The sequence below is a fragment of the Oscillatoria nigro-viridis PCC 7112 genome, assembly GCF_000317475.1.
Lineage (GTDB): Bacteria > Cyanobacteriota > Cyanobacteriia > Cyanobacteriales > Microcoleaceae > Microcoleus > Microcoleus nigroviridis.
On record NC_019731.1, the window covers coordinates 56,502 to 74,412 of the forward strand.

The 17,911-nt window shown below is 45.6% G+C and carries 6 protein-coding genes and 1 pseudogene; 4 read left to right on the forward strand and 3 right to left on the reverse strand.

Annotated features, from left to right (window positions below):
- Nucleotides 1-99: 99 nt before the first annotated feature.
- From OSC7112_RS40535 to OSC7112_RS33485, 3 genes are read left to right on the forward strand one after another with little or no spacing between them, the layout of a single operon-like run.
- Entirely contained in the window at nt 100-6,327 is a 6,228-nt protein-coding gene (locus OSC7112_RS40535; RefSeq protein WP_015179834.1) for a putative Ig domain-containing protein, read from the forward strand.
- Nucleotides 6,328-6,353: 26 nt separating this feature from the next.
- A complete protein-coding gene (locus OSC7112_RS33480) occupies nt 6,354-7,262 on the forward strand; it encodes an ankyrin repeat domain-containing protein (protein WP_015179835.1) in 909 nt (302 codons plus the stop codon).
- A 19-nt stretch (nt 7,263-7,281) separates the two neighbouring features.
- The gene (locus OSC7112_RS33485) at nt 7,282-12,414 is read left to right on the forward strand and encodes an RHS repeat-associated core domain-containing protein (RefSeq protein ID WP_015179836.1); all 5,133 of its coding nucleotides are present in this window, start codon (nt 7,282-7,284) and stop codon (nt 12,412-12,414) included.
- Between the two features lie 1,273 nt (nt 12,415-13,687).
- Here the strand turns inward: OSC7112_RS33485 and OSC7112_RS33500 are convergent.
- Nucleotides 13,688-14,889: pseudogene (locus OSC7112_RS33500) on the reverse strand (IS4 family transposase).
- A 676-nt stretch (nt 14,890-15,565) separates the two neighbouring features.
- On the opposite strand from OSC7112_RS33500, the gene OSC7112_RS33505 reads away from it, so the two are divergent.
- Nucleotides 15,566-16,276: a hypothetical protein gene (locus OSC7112_RS33505; RefSeq protein ID WP_015179838.1), complete on the forward strand. Its 711-nt coding sequence runs from the start codon at nt 15,566-15,568 to the stop codon at nt 16,274-16,276.
- Nucleotides 16,277-16,669: 393 nt separating this feature from the next.
- Here the strand turns inward: OSC7112_RS33505 and OSC7112_RS42280 are convergent, their stop codons facing one another.
- Together OSC7112_RS42280 and OSC7112_RS42285 are read right to left on the reverse strand one after the other, a co-directional pair.
- A complete protein-coding gene (locus tag OSC7112_RS42280; protein ID WP_317623974.1) occupies nt 16,670-17,137 on the reverse strand; it encodes a tyrosine-type recombinase/integrase in 468 nt (155 codons plus the stop codon).
- Entirely contained in the window at nt 17,110-17,685 is a 576-nt protein-coding gene (locus OSC7112_RS42285; protein WP_317623975.1) for a site-specific integrase, read from the reverse strand. The genes OSC7112_RS42280 and OSC7112_RS42285 overlap by 28 nt, the downstream gene beginning before the upstream one ends.
- Nucleotides 17,686-17,911: the final 226 nt, after the last annotated feature.

Sequence of the window (17,911 nt, forward strand, 5' to 3'; positions counted from 1 at the left end):
AGCGACGGCTTCGGGGGAACCGACACCCAATCGTGGACTGTTAATGTCTCTAATTCGGCCGTTAACCGCCCTCCAAGCATTACTTCGGCACCGGATACAGTGACTAATTTAGATCGGGTTTACCGCTACCAGCTAGCTGCTACCGACCCCGAAGGAGACTATTTGCTGTGGAGTTTGGATAATGCTCCCAAGGGTATGGTAATCGATGCTAAAACAGGCAGTCTTAGCTGGCAGCCTACTCCGGAACAAATTGGGGAACAGACTATTGCGGTGCGAGTGACTGATGCCCTCGGTTCCTATGTGGGTCAGGAATTTAGTTTGAAGGTGACGGGGATTAACACGCCGCCGGAGATTGCCTCTACTCCAGTTACTGTTGCCGGAATCAACGGCACCTACAAATATCAAGTATTCGGAACTGACCCGGAAAACGATGCCCTGCGTTACAGTTTGGGCACCAAACCCGAAGGCATGAAGATTGATGCCCGGACTGGTTTAATTGAATGGACTCCCGGTACTAATGCTGTAGGTTCCAATGAAGTAGAAGTTTTGGCAACAGATACTCAAGGGGCTGTGGGAAATCAGAAGTTTGCGGTGTCTGTGGGAACTGCTGCCGTCAACCTGCCTCCAACAGTAGTTTCAACTCCTGTATTTGCAGCATCTTTGGGTTCTCAGTACAGCTATCGGGTACAAGCAACTGACCCCGAGGGTGGTAGTTTAACTTATCAGTTATTAAAAGCACCAGTGGGGATGGCAATAAATGCCGCAACTGGATTGCTAACTTGGGATAACCCGACTGCTGGAAACCATCAAATAGTTGTAGGCGCTGCGGATGCTGGAGGTTTGGGGGCGGCGCAAGGTTTTACATTAACTGCAAGGGCAAATTCTACACCGATTGTTCCTGCTGTTCCTGTTGTTCAGTCGGCGGTTGTTGGTTCTACCTATCGTTACGATTTAAGGGCGACTGATGCTGAGGGGGATTTGCTTGCTTATTCTCTGATACAGTCGCCGTCTGGAATGACTGTTGATGAATTCGGCCGCATTAGTTGGATGCCTCAAGCAACTGATGTCGGTACGACGGGGCCGGTGCAAGTTGCTATCACCGATACTTTTGGCAAGACTGTTTCTGTTTCTTACAATTTAAGTGTTGTCGCGGATACTTCCGCACCTAAAGTCAATATTGTTGCCAGCAAAAATACAGCTAATCTCGGAGATTCGGTCACATTTACCGTCAATGCTGTCGATAACGTGAAAGTTGAATCTTTGGGTTTGACTATCAACGGCACTCCTGTAGTTTTGGATGCACAAGGTCAAGCATCTGTCAAGGTAAATAATTTAGGCAATTTCACGGCAATTGCAACAGCTAAAGATAGTGCTGGAAATGCCGGAACTGCGACTCAAACAGTAGCAGCAATTGATACTAGCGATGTCAATGCCCCAACTATCCACATCAGTTTAGAAGATGATGCAGAAATCACCGCGCCCTTCAACATCACCGGCACGATTAGTGACAGCAGTTTGGCATACTATACATTGGAAGTAGCGCCAGTTGGTGGCGGGCAAATTCCGGGCGATGGCGGAGGATTTAAGGAGGTTTATCGGGGAACTGCTGCTGTCAGCAACGGAACGGTTGCGACTTTTGACCCGACTGTTTTGGCCAACGGCGCTTACGTTCTCAAGTTCACTGCATTCGATACCAACGGCAACGGTTCGACTACTGAAAGGACGGTGAATGTTGCGGGCGATTTGAAGTTGGGGAATTTCCGGTTGTCGTTTACTGATTTGACGGTTCCGGTGGCGGGTATTCCGATTAACGTGACTCGGACTTACGATTCTTTGAATGCGAATAATAGCGATGATTTCGGCTACGGCTGGCGGATGGAATTCCGGGATACTGATTTGAAGACTTCTTTGAAGGCTGACCCGATTTACGAGGAGTTGGGCATCAATACCGTAGCTTTTGATAGCAAGACTAAGGTATTCATTACGTTACCCGGTGGTAAGCGGGAAACCTTTACTTTTAAGCCGACTCCGCATCATTTGAATCAGTATTTAGGGGCTGCTGGGCCGGGGGCGATGATGTACAAACCGGCTTTTGAATCTCAAAAGGGTTCGACGGTGACTCTGACGGTTAAGGACGCGAATTTGATACGGAATGAGTACGGCGAGTATTACGGGGTGAACGGGCAGCCCTTCAATCCCGAAAATCCTGCTTTTGGTAGGGTTTATGTGTTGACTACTAAAGAGGGTATTGTTTACGAGATTGATGCGGCATCTGGGGATTTGCTGACTGCTACTGATGCGAATGGGAATAAGTTGACTTTTAGCGATGCGGGGATTGCTAGCAGTACGGGTAAGTCGGTGACTTTTGAGAGGGATGCTGCTGGGAGGATTGTCGGTGTTGTTGACCCGGATGGGAAGAAGGTTAAGTACGAATACGATGCTAAGGGGGATTTGGTTGCCGCCACCGACCAAGAACAAAATAAAACAGAATTTGTTTACAACACCGACCAATCTCACTATTTAGAAAAAGTCATCGACCCGCTAGGAAACACGGGAGTCAGAACTGAATACGATGACAAAGGTCGCTTGAAGAAAATAATTGACGCAGACGGCGACCCCGTAGAGTTGATTTACGACCCAGACAACTCAATTCAAACCGTCAAAGATGCTTTCGGCAATCCCACTACCTATGTCTATGATTCGCGCGGCAATGTTGTCAAACAAGTTAATGCGCTAGGCCAAGAAACTAACTTCAATTACGATGATGACAACAATTTAATCGAAACAAAAGATGCGGCCGGAGGGGTAACAAAATACACCTATGACGCTAGCGGCAATCTCTTATCCCGTACCGAACCCTACTGCGGTTGTCCGGGTACGGTGCCTGGAATCACTCGCTACACTTACAACAAATACGGTCAGACTACCTCCATTGTGATGCCCACAGGAACTTCCCTGCATATGGAATACGATCGCGCTGGCAATATGCTAAAAATGCAGGATGGACTCGGCAATATCATCCAATCCTACGTCTACGATTCCCAAGGTCGAGTCGTTCAAGAAACCGATACCTTCGGCACTACTTATTACGGCAATTTCGATGCTTTTGGCAATCCCCGCTGGACGAAAGATGCGTCGGGCAACGAGACAACGATGACTTACAACGCTAAAGGTAAGTTGGAAACCATGACTGAAAATGGCGTTACTTCCACCTTCTTTTATGACGGATTGGGACGGCAAACAAAAGCTGACTACGGTGACGGTCTGTGGGTAGAATACGATTATGAAGGAGCTGGAGCAGATTGGACTACTGTAGAAGCCCCAACTATCGGCCGCATCGAACGCAAGTTTACGGATGACGGGAAGTTGGGAGGTTGGGTAACGAACGGTGGCGGCGAGATTAAATTTACCTACAATGAAGCAGGTCAGTTGGAAACTGAAACTGACCCTAGCGGTAGCGTTACCCGGTACGGCTACGACCAAATTGGCAGGGTTAAAAGCGTCAAAGATGAATCGACGGGGGTGGAAACTATCTACCACTACGACGCGCTGGTAGGCGTTGACCCCGACCCAGGCGTAGCAGATAATTTGATAGGTAAGTTAGCAGGAATAACTGTGGTTTTGGATGCCAACACTCGCTACACGACCAGCTATACTTACAACTCTAACGGTCAGATGAAAACTATGACTGACCCGCGCGGTCAGGTCTGGAAGTACCGCTACAATTCCAATGGAACGACAGTTATCGACCCCTTGGGAAGAGAGACAACTTCAGTACAGTCTCCTAATTACTTGCCCGTTGAAACGATTTATCCCGACGGAACCAAGTCGAAAGTTGAGTATCTTTTCAGCAACAATTTGCAGGAAGCGAAAGACTATCCGACTCGAATTGTAGACCGGGGCGGCAATGACCGCAAGTTTACTTACGATAATTTGGGACGGTTGAAGACGGTTACGGACTTGGGCGATACTGTCTATACCTATCACTACGGTGAAAGCGGATTGGAACGAGTGACCGGACCGAATCAAGCAACTTTGCTGTCTTATCAGTACGAGGATGGAAATCTCAAGAAAATTATCTATCCCGATGGCGGTGAAAAGGAATTTATTTACAATGCCGTCACGAATCGTTTGGAACAAATGAAGTTGCCCAGCGGAGTAACTGTAAGTTACGAGTATGATGCGGCGGGACAGGAAAAGCGCAGGGTTTCAACCTTGGATGGGGAAGTTGTTTCTAACTGGGATGCAGAAACGGGTCAGCTTTTAAGCGTGACGGATGCTGCGGGAACGACTGCCTATTATTATGACCCGGATACGGGTGCGTTTGCAGGCTTGGATTATCCTAACGGCGGCAGCATTCGCTACGAACGCGACGGTTTGGGTCGAGTCGATAAGGTTGTCGTTAAAGCTGATAAGAATGCTGCTGATTCTACGGCTTACATCACCGAGTACAAGTACGATGCGAATGGCAATGTGGAGAAAGTGAAGGCAACTTCTCCCGGCAGTCAAGTGTTAGAAACTGCCATGGTTTACGATGAAGTAAATCGTCTCAAAGAAAGGACTTTGCCGAATGGTGTGAAGACTGTTTATCAGTATCAAGATAAGACGGATTTGGTTGAAAAGATTACTCATTTTGCTGCTGATGGAGTGACAGTGTTGGCATCTGTTGCTTACGAACGAAAAGGAATTGGAGAACCGACTAAGATTACCAGGGAAGATGGTTCTTACGTGAGGTTGGAGTACGATGCTTCGCTGCGGGTGGACAAGGAAAGTTATTACAGTGCGGCTGGGGTTTTGTTGCAGGAGATTGATTACGGTTACGATGCGGATGGCAACCGTCAAGTTGTATCAAACGGTTTGGCTGCGGGGACTTACAGTTACGAGAATGTCAATCAGCTTGCTTCGGTGACGAATGGGTCGAATGTGGAGACTTATACTTATGATGCTGGGGGACGGGTGGATGTTGTTAATAGAAATGGGGTGATTCGGGATTTTGATTACAATACTGATAATTTGATTTCGCAGGTGAAGGATGCTGCGGGCAATGTGTTGGTTGAGTACGATTATGATAGTTCGGGACGGAGAGTTGAGAGCAAGAGTGCGGGGGTAGAAAAGGATTATATTGTTGCGCCTTCTATGGGTGATGGCTTGGAGTCGCCACAGTTGGTGATGGATGGGAATGGTAATGCTTTGGGTGCTTATGTTTATGCGGGAAATCAGCCGTTGATGCGGTTTGATGGCAGCGGGAATCCGGTTTATTATTTGACGGATGCGATGGGTTCGGTGATTGGGTTGGCTGGTGCTAGCGGTCAAGGTGTTGCTAAGTTTAATTATGATAGTTTTGGCAACCTAAAAAGTTCGTCTGGGACAGCAGCTTCTTTACCTGGGAATGCAGGTGGGGATTTCCGCTTCCAGGGACAGTGGTTGGATGAGGCGACTGGGCTGTACAATTTCCGGGCGCGGTATTACGATCCTGAAACCGGGCGGTTTATGAGTTACGATCCGATCGATTTGATTGAGATGGAGCCTGAGAGTAGCAATCCCTATCAGTTTGTTTACAACAACCCTCACGTTTATAGCGATCCGACGGGGATGTTTTCGATTATGGAACTTAATGCAACAATAAGCGTACAAGATGCACTTAGCGCTTTAAAAACCTATGCCAGCAACGAAATCAAAGGCTACTTTAAAAATAAAATAGGCGAAGCTATGGCGGATTCATTCACTGGAATTGTCAAGCGTCTTCTGCCCTTCGCTGGTTTTGAGTTGGACCAGCTTCCTGGGCAATTCAAAGATGGCACTAAGTTTGAGAATTTCCTTAAAGGACAAATTTGCGGAATCTTTAATAGTGTAGGCGGACCTTTTCTAAATCGCTTGTGGTTAGAGCCAGGCGTCCTACAAGATGGGACACCAACCCACGCAGGATTAAATTGCCAGGAATTATTCATTGAGGCAGACAGAAAAGCTTTTGGTAAATTAAAAAATATTGGGGGTTCGCGACCAGACTTCATCTTCAAAGAAGGCTCTCCTATGGATACAAATAATAAAGCTTATCTAATTGGAGATGTCAAATTAACTTTGCATGCGGCGCTGAAAGATATAACTGGTATAGGAAAGAAAAATTCTCCCTCTAAGCAGTGGACAGCCATTCGAGCATATGCTGAGAAAAACGTATTGCCAAAAACGGCTCTTTATATTACCTTCAAACATGAAAGTAGCGGAGGAGGTAAACTTTCCGCTCAAGAAGAACAACAAGCAATTGCAAAAGCGGCAAAGAGTGCCTTCGAGAAAGGAGTGTTACTGATCCTTGCTAATCTTGTTGATTAACTAATTTTTTAGGGATATTAAAAACCATGCAAAATTCGTCCTCCCTGAAACATAAGGATTTACTAGAATCGGCAGTCTGTGATTTTTTTAGGGGGAATACCAAAAATTTAGAAGAGCTAATCCAAAGCGGATTTGACATTAATATCAGACTTGATGATAATAAAACTGCGCTTATGGAAGCAGTTCGAGCCGCAGATCTTTATGTTGTTAGATTGCTGGTCGAAGCAGGGGCTGATGTCAACGCTGAGACGGGTGGATACACAGCTTTATGGGATGCAGCCTACTGGGGATTACAGGAAATTTTTGACTATCTTGCACCCTTAACTTCTTCAGAGTTAAGACAAGAAGCAGAAGAGATACTTTCGGAAGGTTTACTGCGTCGTCAGAGACTAGATGATACTTTGACAGAAGACTTCATATCCGCTGCTGCAATGGGCAATGTTGAGGCAGTTATTGCTGCTATTCAAAGTGGAGTTAATGTTAATGCAATTGGTTCCGACGAAAATCCAGCTCTTACTATAGCTGCATACTGGGGTTGGGTAGCTGTGGTAAAGCTTTTGTTAGAGCATAAAGCTGATGCAAATTGTTTTACAGAAGATCAGCATGAAACTCCATTAACAATGGCTGCTCAAGGTGCGGGACTCCCACGATTCTCACACATAACTTCAGTGACAACAGATGACAACCAAGTCGCAATTATCGAACTTCTTTTGGCAGCAGGAGCAGATGTGAATGTAAGAACAAAAAAAGGTTGGACGGCTTTAGAAAACGCAGCTGTTTCTGGAAGTATTAGGGCAGTTAAGCTTTTGCTGGAAGCTGGTGCTGATATTAATGCCAAAGATATTGGGGGTTATACTGCGCTCAGCCGTGCGAAACAAGAAAAAAATCAAGAGATTATTCAACTTCTTTTAGAGTGTGGAGCAAAAGAAGATTGAAGCAAAAGGTTTTTGAGATATGGCTCGGTTTAATTATGATAGTTTTGGTAATTTGCGGAATGCTTCGGGGACGGAGGCTTCTTTACCTGGGAATGCTGGAAGTGCGACTGTTTTTGTAGCAGCAATTGACCCCACCGACATCAACGCGCCAACTATCAACATCAGTTTAGAAGATGATGCAGAAATCACCGCGCCTGTCAATATCACCGGCACAATTAGTGACAGCGATTTAGCTTACTATACATTGGAAGTTGCTCCGGTTGGTGGCGGCCAAATTCCGGGCGATGGCGGAGGATTTAAGGAGGTTTATCGGGGAACTGCTGCTGTCAGCAACGGAACGGTTGCGACTTTTGACCCGACTGTTTTGGCCAACGGCGCTTACGTTCTCAAGTTCACTGCATTCGATACCAACGGCAACGGTTCGACTACTGAAAGGACGGTGAATGTTGCGGGCGATTTGAAGTTGGGGAATTTCCGGTTGTCGTTTACTGATTTGACGGTTCCGGTGGCGGGTATTCCGATTAACGTGACTCGGACTTACGATTCTTTGAATGCGAATAATAGCGATGATTTCGGCTACGGCTGGCGGATGGAATTCCGGGATACTGATTTGAAGACTTCTTTGAAGGCTGACCCGATTTACGAGGAGTTGGGCATCAATACCGTAGCTTTTGATAGCAAGACTAAGGTATTCATCACCCTACCCGGAGGTAAGCGGGAAACCTTTACTTTTAAGCCGACTCCGAGTCATTTGAATCAGTATTTAGGGGCTGCTGGGCCGGGGGCTGCGATGTACAAACCCGCGTTTGAATCTCAAAAGGGTTCGACGATGACTCTGACGGTTAAGGATGCGAATTTGGTCAGGAACGAGTACGGCGAGTATTACGGGGTGAACGGGCAGCCCTTCAATCCTGAAAATCCTGCTTTTGGTGGGGTTTATGTGTTGACGACTCAGGAAGGGTTGGTTTACGAGATTGATGCTAAAACTGGGGATTTGCTGACTGCTACTGATGCGAATGGGAATAAGCTGACTTTTAGCGATGCGGGGATTGCAAGTTCGACTGGTAAGTCGGTGACTTTTGAGAGGGATGTTGCTGGGAGGATTGTCGGTGTTGTTGACCCGGATGGGAAGAAGGTTAAATACGAATACGATGCGAAAGGGGATTTGGTTGCTGTTAAGGATAGGGAGAATAATGCAACTCGGTTTGAGTATGAAGATGAGGACAGACCGCACTTTTTGACTGAGGTTATCGATTCGTTGGGACGGAGTGGAGTTAAGACTGAGTACGACGAGAAAGGTCGCCTCAAACAGATGATTGATGCGAATGGGTCGGCGGTTGAGTTGGTTTATGACCCGAATAATTCGATTCAGAAGGTTAAGGATGTTTTCGGGAAGGAAACTACTTACGTTTATGACAGTCGCGGGAATGTTTTAACTGAGATTGACCCGTTAGGTAAGCGGATTGACAGGACTTACGATGCCAACAACAACGTTCTGACTGAAACTGTAATTACTAGCGAGTTAAATGCTGCTGGCAATCCAGTGTCAGTGAGGGCAACTACTGAATGGACTTACGACAGTCGGGGGAATAAGTTAACTGAGAAAGATGCTTTGGGTAATGTTTCGCGGTGGACTTATAACAGTCGCGGACAGGTTTTAACTGAGACTGATGCGTTGGGGAATAGTGCGAGTTATACCTATTCTCCCAGTGGTAATTTGCTGACAACTAAGGATGCGGCGGGGAATGTTACTAAGTATAGTTATGATATGAGGGGAAATATTCTAAGCCTCACCGATGCAGCTAATAACATCACCCGCTTTCAGTACGATGGTGGAGGTAATGTAACTAATTTAGAAGACGCATCAGGCAACAAAGCTACCTACATCTACGACAGCAACGGCAATATGCAGCGGGAGACAATGAAAGTAGCAACTCCCACTGGAGAGAAAGAATTTGTAACAGAATGGACTTACAACAACTCAGGACAAATCAAGTCAGTTACTCAAGGAGGCCGCACCGTAACATACGAATACTCAGCCGGACGCCAAAGTGCCAGCATCGAGAACAACCGCCGTACCGAGTACCGCTACAACTCCGAAGGTAAGTTAGTTGAAACTATTTATCCCGACGATACTCCCAGCAACTCTGACAATTCCCGAACCATTACTGTTTACGATAAAGGCGGCCGTCAAAGGGCTACTATCGACCGTGACGGAGGAGTTACTCACTACAAATACGATGACGCGGGACGGCTGACTGAAACTATTTATCCCAACGAAACAGCTAATCAAGTACAGCAATTGCTGAACGCTATTTCTCCGGGTCAAACTCCTCAATTGATTGACTGGACAAATATCGTTTATCCCGACAGTACCCCAGCTTATTTAGCCACCAATTCCCGCACTAAAACTGAATACTACAAAACTGGGGAAGTCAAAGCAGAAATCGATATTTCGGGGAACCGTACCGAGTACGAATACGATGCAGCAGGTCGCGTCAGTCTGACTCGTTTTGATGCTACCAATTACATCACCTATACTTACGATGCAGTTGGAAATCGCAAGACTGAAACTGTTTTTGCTGGGGGAACTTCGACTACTACTACTTATGATAGTAAAGGTCAGGTTACAGCAACGACTGACCCGAATGGCAAAACTACTAAGTTTGAATACGATGCTAACGGACAACTCAAGGCTGTTGTCGATGCTTTGCTTCATCGTACTGAATACGCTTACGATAGTGCGGGCAATTTGACAAGTATTAAGGATGCTTTGGGTCAGGTAACGGCTTACGAATACGATGACAAAGGTCGCCGCAAGGCGGTAATTCGACCGGATAGCAAGCGTTCTACTTTTGTTTACGATGATGTGGCTAACGCTGTCACGATTACGGATTTTAATAACAAGACGGTTAAGTATACTTACAACGACCAAAACCAAGTTGTTGCTAAGCAGTATCAGAATGTTAGCGGTGCAACTGTTAGCGTTACTTACGCTACAAATGGGTTGGAAGAAACAATTACTGACAGTCGGGGCGCGACTGTTTACAAGTATGACAGTTTGGGGCAGGTAATTTCTCGAAAAGACCCCACTGGCCCTTATCTTGCTAGCGGGAATTCGATTGAATATAAGTATGAATCCGGGCAAGTTAGTGAGGTTAAGACTCCAACTCGCACGACTGGCTATACCTATGATTCTGAGGGGCGTTTGAAGACGGTTAGTACGCCGGATATGGGGACGGTGACGTATGATTACGATTCTCTGGGGAATCTCTGGAAAACTTCGTATCCGAACAATTTAGTTGAGACTCGTATCTACGATAGTTTGGGTCGTTTGGATTTGGTGAAGACGGTTAAGGTTGACCCGGTGACTAAGGTGGAGTTGCAGGTTGTTTCTAGTTACGATTATGCTGTCGATAATGTTGGTAATCGCAGGGAGGTATTGGAAAGTAGCGGTCGTAAGGTTGAGTACAAGTATGATGATTTAAATCGGTTGTTGGAGGAGAAGATTACTAATGACCCTAGCGGGAAAAATCGGGTTGTTGGTTACACTTACGATGCTGTGGGGAATCGGTTGAGTAAGACTGATTCTGTGAGTGGGGTAACGACTTATATTTACAACAATTTGAATCAGCTATCTACGTCTACAACTAATGGTGTTGCCACTATTTATTCTTACGATAGTAATGGGAATTTGATTTCGGAGGTGACTGGAAGCAGTTCTACTGTTTATCGGTGGGAGAATGATGGTGAGAATCGGTTGATGGGGGTGACGGTTAATGAGGGTGGTGTTACTCGGAATGTTGGGTATCAATATAATGCTCAGGGGATAAGGGTTGGTAAGGTTGTTGATGGGGTGGAGACTCGGTATTTGATTGATGAGTTGCAGCCTTATTCTCAGGTTGTTGAGGAGTATGATGCTGGGGGGAATGCTAAGGGTTCTTATGTTTACGGGTACGATTTGGTTGGTAAGTTACAGGGTGGTCAATCGTCGTTTTATCACGTTGATGGGTTGGGTAGTACGAGGGTTTTGACGAATGGTTTGGGGGCGGTTACTGATAGTTATTCTTATGATGCTTACGGGAATTCGATTGTCTCGACTGGGGGTTCTAATAATGCTGATTTGTTTGCTGGGGAACAGCGGGATGGGGAGACTGGGTTGGATTATTTGCGGGCGCGGTATTATGACCCGTTTTTAGGGAGGTTTGTTTCGGCTGATGCTTATGAGGGGACGCTGAATGACCCGATGAGTTTGCATGATTATCAGTATGCTCATGCTAATCCGGTTGTTAATACTGACCCTAGCGGGTATTGGTCTATACAAGAGCTGTTGGCAAGTATTCAAGTGCAGAGCATTTTATCAGGAATGCAAAGCATTGGTCTCACTTATGCAAGGGCTAAGATTTTTGGTTCAGCAGTATTAACGGGCTCCTTTTTTACCGGTTTTCTGGGAGCAATACTAGGAGCATTTAGAGGAGCATCTAATAGCATAGAAAACTATTCGATGTCCAGTGGGAAAACGGTGGAAGAAACAATGATAGAAGGATCACTAAAAGGAGCTTTAGAAGGGGCTGTTAGTGGTGCAATAATTGGCGGAGCAAGTTACGGTTTAGGGGCATTAATTGGTCCTGCTTTAGCTGCTACTTTAGGAAATGTAGGAGGTGGGATAATTACTGGCGCAACGAGCAGCATTGGAGGAACACTTACTTTTAAGCTGTTCAATTACGCAACTGGTCAGGAAGAAAAATTTGAACTATATGCTTTTATGAGAGATATAGGATATGCTGGAGCTTTAGGGGCGATTGGAGGTGCGCTATTTATTCGAGCCGGACAAGCTCCCCCTAACAACCCTCAGCTAATAGCTCATTGGCAGCCGCCGCGTTACCCCGTAACCCCACAAAGTCAATTACGAGAAGGAGATTGGGTGATGATTGGAGGCAAAGGGATTCTTAACTATCTTGCGTCAGGTATCTGGACTAAGTTTTACCGATACCGGAATGCTTTTACAACAACAGTACCTGGGGCTACATTAAGTTATCCGACTGGATTTATGGATGCTTGGAAAGGATTAATAGGACAACGAATTTACACCAATTATATTCCCCCTCATCCAACTCCTCCTCCTATTCCTCCAAGGCCTCCCGCTCCTTAATCTAGCCAGAAATGCTAGTTGATAGCAGTGAGATTAAGCCAAAGGGAAAAATCCAGGGCTTACGCAACTAGGGAATATAGCGCGTCTAAATGAGTCATGCAATTCGATCTCTATTCAGAAAATACCCGCTCGAGCGAGCGAGTAATCGGCATTGCATTCGAGATCCGCAAAGCTGCTCTTATAACAGGATTAACCTATTGTACAAATGATTTAGACTTGCTATAGTGATGAGCGAGCATACCCGCGAGCAGCCGTAACCATGTGCGTGTGATCGACCCCGAAGTATCGTTTTCGACTCCAGCAAGTGACTAATATCGTTTCCGGCTGATTCGGAATTATATAGTTTGATGCAACTTGCGTCAGCGGCGTTGAACATATCATACCGATGCAACCGTAATTGATATAATACACAAAATTTATTGACCCTTTTGGGTTAAATAACCCAGATTTTACGATCGCCCCAACTGGATTTCAAGTATATTGTCAAAAAGGAAAAGAGTTATGTTAAGTAAATTTAGGCAGATATTTGTAAAATCTTGGTGCGCACCAATAGCCACATTTATTTTTTTTACGAGTACGATAGTTTTTATTTCGACCTCAATCCAGCTATTTTTTTTCCCGGGTAACACTTTTGCTAAAATTGCCTTTGGTTTCTCACTGGTTTCAAGTTATTTAATGCCACTAAATCTATTTTCAGTAGTCATTGCAATATTGTTATTTGTTCTCAGTAATCTTTTTAAGTTTAATGGTAGCTTAAGAGACGCTATTGGGGGTATAGGAGGGATGGTAGCACTAATAGGAATTTTAACTATTATGCTTTCGGGACTATTAGACACATCTACTATTTATTTTATAAATGATAGCACGCAAATTTTAAGATTTGCATTTTTCAGAACATTAGAATACTCATTTTTTAGCTCTTTATATTTATGTTCTTTTTTGAGTGTTTATAGGATCTTTTATATTAAGGAAAACAAATAAATAACACTTTTGAACACAAGCAGCAAAAAAATTAGCAACGAATATAGCGATTTTCACTAATATGAGATTTATAATATTACCTAAATTCAAGAAGATTTTTAAGCTTGATCGCGTACCTCATTTACCAGCTAAAGGTTATACTTGATCTAAGTTAATTGCTTCTTCGATCACACTTTTTAACTCACAAAACTTTCCCCCTGTACAAAAGCAACCTACCAAGCATAAAATGCAAAAATATCCCCCTACAAACAACCATGACACCAAAAATAACCCTTAGCGGGTGACAACGTACCTATAATGCTTGCTTCATAAAGGATAGAGCCAAGAAGCCGCGCTGAAAATAGAGACGTTTATGGGGTTTGAGCGCAATTAGACTTGTTACCCAATCGTTCCATAATTCCATCCCATAGATCCACCGTTGTCCATAGAGGCGAGCGACTAAATTCACTTTGGCGTGGGGTTTTGTCTTGATGCTCCTTGATCCGTCCTGCATAAATTTCTACACCTAACTTCTTGAGCCATTGTCCGTGAACCGTCGCCAAACTATAAGCAAGCGCAATCAATAAGACCAAGGATAAAAAGCGAGTTTCATTGACCTTGGTATCTTCTCGCATTATAACCAGCAGTTTTGTAATCTTTGAACATCTGTTCAATGCCCCACCGACAACAATAAACATCTAAAGTCAGCTTCAAATTGGGGAGATTTGTCAGAATATACCAAGGTTCTTTTGGTCCGGGCTTACGATATTTTCGTTTCCAATACACAGCCAGATTAAATGGCCCTAAACCGTCTCCTTTATTTCCCAAAATATTCTGATAAAATTTGGACATCCCAGGTTTGAAGCCAAGCTTTTTGAGCACTTGATAGTCTTCACCTAAATTCTCTTGAAATTGGAAGTCTTTTTTCTGACGTAGTGCAAAAGATACACCCCTGGCATCAAGCCATGATGCGAGTTTGGGGCTATGAAACTCTCGATCCCCTAAGACTAAGACGGGATAGTTCTTAAACAGAGGAAGGACTATACCTAACAGTCGTTTTTGAGTCTTGAGGTCACTGTTACCTGACTTCTTTAAGAGTTCCCAATATATCGGAAGAGCATGAGTTCCCCAGACCAGACTAACCATAAATATATTGTGTCCTTTCCACTGTGTCCGGTCGATTGCAACAATCCAATAGCCATACTTTTGATGCTTGAGTTTTCGTACACAGCGACGTTGTTCTCGGTTTAAACGCTTTCCGGTTTGTTCTTGTCGAATCCAATATTTAATCAGGGGAAACCACAATAGTTTGACGCACAACTGAGGTAACACTAAAAATCGTTGTAAGTTTCGTTTGCGGCTTTGATATTGAATCGGTTGAGGAAAGACACTGGCTAATACGGAGAGCTTGACCTGACGATGAGCCTGAAGCAATAACAACAGCAGTTGCAAGGTTAAGTATTGGCTTTCATTGAGATGAGGGAGCAGAATTTTTTGGTATAATGGTGGCAACATTTTGTTTTTTGGGGAGCCCGTGTGGCTCCTTATTTTTTTTACCTTACCATTCTCTCAAACCTTTGTCCTGTTTAGACTAGAGGTGCCTTGTCACCCGCTAAGAAAATAACCATTCAAAAAGTAGCGAGATCCCATTTGTCAAATTAAATTGCTCGATCGTCAAAAGTGCTCTCGTTCTTTGCGGTCGCTCTCGGGCTGTTTTTTTATTCAAGCGCGAGAGCGACCCTTAACTAATACTTATCCCACCTCAACTCGAGCTCCACGATCGAGCGTTCGCACTCTCGCCGCACGCGCACAGATTATAAAAATGGAGACTCGGGTACGCTCGCACCGGAAAAAACCGCTGCTTTTTCGCTCATAACCAGAATGGGCGAGCGTCCCACGTCCGGTGCGATCGCGAATAACTACGCTCACCCTAAAAACCTTGATGCGCGATCGTGGCGAAGCGGCTCGCGCCACCAGCATACTCGAGCGGGCCGATTTGAACCGTTGGCAACTTCGGAGGATAAAATTTTACTTTTAGATTAGTTTCTCAAAGTTCCTCCGCAACTGCTGGCAATCCTCGTTCCGCTCACTGCGACTTTATATTCAGCACTCTCCTAACTTTCACCTTCCCCCTGTACAAAGACAACTTGTACAGTATAAAATGTAACCCTATACCGCTCTACCAACAACCATGACACCGAAAGTAACCATCCAAGAACTAGCCTTAGCCCTAACAGCCAAAAACCACTCTCCCACCCTCCTCAACTCGGATTTCCTCAAATACAGCGGCATCGTTCCATCCGATTGGGAACTCGCCCGCCCTCCCGTTTTCAGTCCCCAAATCTCTCAAGTTGCCTTCACCAACGGCATCAATATCGTCGCCCAATCGAACGCCATCACCTTCATCGAATCTCTCTCTACAAAATCACAAGAAGACGTAAAAATTCCCGACATCATCCGCAAATACGTTGAAGCGCTACCCCGCACCGACTATCAAGCTTTAAGCGTCAATCCCAGAAGCTTCATCACCTTTGAAGGGGGAGATGAAAACGCAGCTCGCGAGTACATTACCTCCACTTTACTCGCAAAAGGCACTTGGTCTGATGTGGGGAAAGCTCCCGTCAAAGCTGCTGTCAATTTAGTTTACTCTCTGGAACAAGGAGAACTTAACTTGAGCGTTGCCGAAGCATTGTTGCAACTGCAAGATGCCGAGCCAACTCCCGCAGTATTGTTTTCCGGCAGCTTCCAGTACGAAATTGCAGGGGAATTAGAAGGAGAAAAACTGCAACATTTGTACAAGCTTTTGGAAAATTGGCAGCCGGATTTAGAGGCTTACAGGGAAATTGTCAACGTGCGGTTTTTGGGGGTGAAAGAAGTTGAAAAGTTGCCGTCTGCCGCGTAACAGCGGCGTCGGACTTAAAATGCCGATCGCTTTTCAAAAAGAGCAATTGCTGTTCGTGAGATCGTCACGTTTATGGCGAGCACAACGAACATCGCAACAAACGTGACGAGATCCCTACTCCCCCACCTCCTTCAATCCATCCTCCAAGGGCACCCGCACGATATCCACTTTCTTGCGCCCCGTCTTGGCCGCCAACATCGACAGTTTGCGGTGCTCTTATTCGGACATATATACCACTTGAATGAATCCCAGCCCAACAACACCCAATTTGTAAACTCTAAATCCTTCTCACGGCTAGGCGTTACAGCGTCATCGCCACAAAATTAGAGACTTGATGGCAGGCAAAAATACGCCCCTAATTAACGAATTACTGAGGCAACGCTATAAAAACATTCAAAACATAGAGTCAAGCATTTCGGTAACGTCCTGTTGGTCGCGACCCCGGTTGTCGTCATATATCATGAGCGTGTTTAAATTCCTGTGCCTGCTGAGTTTCTGAACCTTCCGCACATCCCCGTCTGTTGCGTCCAGTGCCGCCGTGATAGCTGAATGTCGGATGCGGTGAGGTGACATCTGTTTACTGATACCAGCATTCTCGCAGTGACGGACAATGATTCTTCTCAAGCCGTCGCCTGTTAGCCGATGACCCGTATTCGCAAAGTCGAGGGCCGTGAATAGTGGCGCGTCCTGAGAGGAGTTGCCGCCCCTGGCGTCCAACCAGTCGGTAATGGCCTGCACTGTTGCCGCTCCCAAGTCCACAACCTCAGCTTGCGTCCCGCGTCCTTTCCCCAGAATCCGCAAACTCTTACTAGCTGGGTCAAAATCTCGAACGTTTAACTGGCAGACTTCGTTTCGCCGCAAAGCATTACCCCACAGCAGCCGGAGCAAAGCATAGTCACGCTTCCCCGCCAGAGTTGCCCGATCGCACCCGATCGCACCCGCTCAAAAGTTGGTCGGTCAACCCCAGTCGTATCGCGGTAGCTGGTAACTTTCTCTCCCTTTATATCCCCTAGCGTATAGTGACACGCGCCGAGCTTGCGACCCATCTCCACCAACGACTTGACAGCCGCCAGTCGGCGATTAACAGTCGCTTCCTTCAACCCTTTCTCAATCAGCTTGGCTTTATACTTGAGAACCACCGCCACGGCCTGACGCTCTTCCAGGTGCAGGAACTCCAAAACGTTATCAGGTACGGCGGATTTTCCCGTCATAGTTACTAAAAAGTCATTGACATCACGCTCATAGGCCCGTCTGGTATTTTCCGAGCGCTTGTCAGCTAACAGTTGTTTGAGCACGTCGGGGTCAGTGTCTAAAGGATCGAAATACCTCTCAATTTTGGCATCAAGGGAAGCTTCGAGGGCGACGATCCTCTTCGAGGGCAACGCTTCCGAAAAGTCAGTTTGGTTCATGATTGCGGTCTTGATAATGGCTAGTAAGGTGTGATGCAAAAACAGAAAGTAATAGATACCGGAAGCAGCCAAGCCCCCTAAAAGCATCACTATATCTTCCCGATACTTGGCTATAACAATGAACGCGCCCAGAAAGATTAACACAACGATAGCGGTGTGAGGGTCGAACATGAGAAAAAAAGCTCCTTTATCTGAAAGTATTGCAATCCAACATAGGTAATCAGCC

Excerpts from the sequence above, each read along its gene's own strand:
- OSC7112_RS33480 (WP_015179835.1), top strand. The coding sequence starts at position 6,354 with ATGCAAAATTCGTCCTCCCTGAAACATAAGGATTTACTAGAATCGGCA.
- OSC7112_RS33485 (WP_015179836.1), top strand. The coding sequence starts at position 7,282 with ATGGCTCGGTTTAATTATGATAGTTTTGGTAATTTGCGGAATGCTTCG.
- OSC7112_RS33505 (WP_015179838.1), top strand. The coding sequence starts at position 15,566 with ATGACACCGAAAGTAACCATCCAAGAACTAGCCTTAGCCCTAACAGCC.
- OSC7112_RS42285 (WP_317623975.1), bottom strand. The coding sequence starts at position 17,685 with ATGAACCAAACTGACTTTTCGGAAGCGTTGCCCTCGAAGAGGATCGTC.